Origin of the sequence: Ruegeria hyattellae, from assembly GCF_041537925.1 — a bacterium.
Taxonomy (GTDB): domain Bacteria; phylum Pseudomonadota; class Alphaproteobacteria; order Rhodobacterales; family Rhodobacteraceae; genus Ruegeria_C.
Map to the genome: position 1 here is coordinate 1 of NZ_JBGOSH010000039.1, position 3,446 is coordinate 3,446.

The following is a 3,446-nucleotide window of genomic DNA, read 5'->3' on the forward strand; positions in this document are numbered from 1 at the left end:
CGCCGGAGACTTTCGTTGTAATCCGAGCAGTTCGTGACCCGGAACTTTGCTTTGGGAAACTTGTCGCGACGGGCATCATTGAATTTGTGGGGCATCGACCGTCACTCACGTCGCAGAAAACGCTGGGAATACTCTGAGCGACCAATCCGTGCAACACAGTCCCTCTGTACCAGGATATCGAGCAGGTTGTCATTGGCATCAACCGCCCAACATAGCCCGTATCCTTCACCAGGAATACAGAAGCCCTTCGAGCGAAGCATGGTCATCGGTCTCTTGATCCGCACCTGTTGGCCCAGACCATAGCGGGGAACAACTTGGCAATACTCGTCCAACTTCAACTCCCGAAATGGCGCGTAAATGCTCGGTACAAAAGTCGCCCTTGCTTTACGCCCTCCACTGATATTGGTTACATCGCAGTTTCAAGAAAAAGGCAGGGACATGAAAATCGATTTGAAGAAAATGAGTGCAGCAGACCTCAAAGCACTGGCAAAAGACATTGAGGAGACTCTTGTGCATGCCGAAAAAGAGGCGCTGTCAAAAGCCCTCAAAGAGATCCACAAAGTCGCCAAATCTTATGGTGTCACACTTGAGGAAGTCATCGCACATTTCTCCGGTCCGAAGAAAAAGGCCAAAGCCGCCGCCAAGTACCGTAACCCGGAGGACCCGAAACAAACCTGGACGGGTCGGGGTCGCAAGCCGAACTGGGTCAATGACGCGATCAAAGCTGGCAAGTCTATCGACGACCTGGAAATCTGACGCCAATAGGTGCGCCGATGGAGGAGAGGGGGTGACCGATGTGGGCCGCCCCATTTGCGGTGCGTGGATTCTCAGAAAGGCAATGAACACGATCACAGGTCGATGTAATCACAAGCCATAAAAGCAAGCGACGAACAGCGTTGCTTGTCCTTGGGTTCTTCCTACTTACCGTCTGATGGACTTCCGCTCAGCATCATAGGTTCAGGCCACCTTCTGTTGGTGGAAGCTCACCGAGTGGACAGAACCGCGCGCCGTTGTAATGTAGGCACGGCTTCGGGCTTCAGGATTTGAACAGTGGAATAGCCTTTGTCACCATTTGAAAACACATTGTGCATCGGAGGCGCATCCATCAGGGTGACGTCGATCGGTGAAGGTTCAGGTATTGTATTCCTGCATGCAGGCGTCGCCGATCGACGGATGTGGTCAAAGTCGCTTGCTCACTTCGGAAAACACAACCTTGCAATGGCTTATGATCGACGTGGATTTGGTGAGACCCAGAGCCCGGATGAGGCGTTTAGTCACGTTCAGGATCTCAAGGCCGTTCTCGACGATCTTGGATTGGACAGACCGGTTCTGGTGGGGTGTTCTCAGGGGGGACGATTGGCAGTGGATTTTACATTGCGGTATCCGGCGAAGGTCTCTGCAGTTGTGTTGGCAGCGCCTGCCATTTCAGGCGCGGATAATCCTTCCACTTTTTCGCCTGAGATAGCCGCCGCCTTTCAAAAACTGGATGCCGCAGAGCAGCAATCAGATGAAGCACTCATCAACGACGCTGAGGCCCACCTGTGGCTGGACGGTCCGGCAAGCGAAGAGGGAAGGGTAACGGGCCCACTTCGGGACCTGTTTCTGGACATGAATGGAATAGCTCTTGCGCATCCCGAGTTGACCAAGGAAATTCAGCCCAAAAGCTCGATGGATCAGCTGCAGTCAATTGAGGTTCCGACACTGATTGTATGGGGAAATCTGGATTTTCCTCACATTCAGGACCGGTGCATTTTGATCGGAAGGAGCATTCCAAATGCGACGACCGAGGTCATTGAAGAGTGTGCCCATCTGGTGAACTTGGAACAGCCTAAGATCTTCAACGGGCTGGTTGAACAATTCGTTGCATCGCGCCTCTAAGGCTTACCGCAGTTCACCGATCTCCGATGCTTGGCAAATGACGTTCAAGCCATGGTCGGGATGACCTATCACACCTGGTTCGCCCCGAAGACGACTAAGCTGCGTCAGCCCAATGCAGAGTGGCAGCATCACGCAATGTAAGACAATGTCACAAGTGTCAGTAGTCGAAGCCCAGCATTCGCAGCGAGTTGCTTCAATCAGTAAGAAGAGTTCATTTGACACTCCGGATCTCAACTTCTAAGTCCGCAGATAGCCAGTGATTGAACCTTTGTGTGCGAGTGTGTGAGTTTTGGGGGAAAGTTGATCGTGGTGAGGGCGGATGGGCGTGTGTTTGCCCACCAGCCCGCCGAATACCACACGGTACAAGGCGTTTTGCACCGAGTGACGGTTGAGCATCACAGTCTTGTCGACTGTCGTGAACCTTATTGCACTAGCCTACTGCAAAGTGATCACAGCCGAGTTGCGGGCGACGGCGTCGAAGTGAATCGCCTGTCGCATCTATCTTGACCGATAGCAAAACCTGAGTTCTTCTGAATCACTACACTCTATCCTCGCAACAACCGAAAGTACCGCGTCTACCGTTGGCCGAAGACAAAAAAACTGGCTAGTAGGCATCGCTCAGCGGAGATCTGGAGAGAAGAGATCGCGTGATCGAAGCGACCCATCCTGGGAACCCGGCACGCTAATTGCCACTCTTCGACAGGCTAAGGAGAAATCTCGTGCAAGATTATTGTAAGTGGCCCTCGATGAGTGCGCTTTCTTTGGTCTCCTTATTCCTCTTACCCGTGCAGGGCGCAGCTCAGGCCTTCGACTGTTCCAAAGCTGGTAACAGCACAGAGAAGGAAATTTGCATCAATGCGGAGCTAGGGGCGCTCGATAACGGTATGGCGGATGCCTACAAGGCCGCCGAAAGCAAGGCGGCCGGCGATCAAGAGCGGCAATTAAGAAGCGATCAGAGGGCCTGGCTCGAGCGGCGTAACGACTGCCAAGGCGACGGGGGTTGCATAACAAAAACTTATCTTGCGCGCCTCCGCACTCTAACAAACGACTACGATATCTTTGGCGTTTGGGCCGGGACCTATGACGGCCCTTATGACGAGCTGGAGCTGGATATTTCGGGCAGCGAAGCAAGCACTATTTCAGTGACGTTCGTGGGTGGCGGGGCAAGCTACACATGTGGTCCGGTGACGGGTGCTGGAAAGATTGACAAAAGCGGTCTCATTGTGACGGATGCGGGCGACGAGATTATGGTCCTGCACCGTATGGGTACCGGGATTTACCTGCCGCAAAATAGCGTAAACACCAATCTCGGACGCGCGAATTGCGGGATGAATGCGCCGGAACTGAGCGGGAGCTACTATCGACGTCAGTAAGCATGTGCAACCTGGACACACACACATCCGCGCGCCAGGCGGTTCTTGACTTAGCGTTGTTGCATGGGTCGCCGATTTCGTAGAGGAACCGCGTGCTGTTAGACCGAAGGTTGCCTTGTATGCCCCACAAATTCAATGCCAGCCGTCGTGGCAAATTCGCGGCGGCCAAGTACAAGGTGACTAATTGGCCGGAGT

The 3,446-nt window shown here is 53.5% G+C and carries 3 protein-coding genes; all 3 read left to right on the plus strand.

From position 1 onward, the window contains the following. Window positions 1-438: 438 nt before the first annotated feature. Window positions 439-756, plus strand: coding sequence for an H-NS histone family protein (locus AB1E33_RS29565; protein ID WP_372580806.1), 318 nt, complete (start codon window positions 439-441; stop codon window positions 754-756). A gap of 306 nt (window positions 757-1,062) precedes the next feature. Continuing rightward, window positions 1,063-1,878: an alpha/beta fold hydrolase gene (locus AB1E33_RS29570; protein WP_372580807.1), complete on the plus strand. Its 816-nt coding sequence runs from the start codon at window positions 1,063-1,065 to the stop codon at window positions 1,876-1,878. Between the two features lie 746 nt (window positions 1,879-2,624). After that, window positions 2,625-3,251: a lysozyme inhibitor LprI family protein gene (locus AB1E33_RS29575; RefSeq protein ID WP_372580808.1), complete on the plus strand. Its 627-nt coding sequence runs from the start codon at window positions 2,625-2,627 to the stop codon at window positions 3,249-3,251. Window positions 3,252-3,446 lie beyond the last annotated feature (195 nt).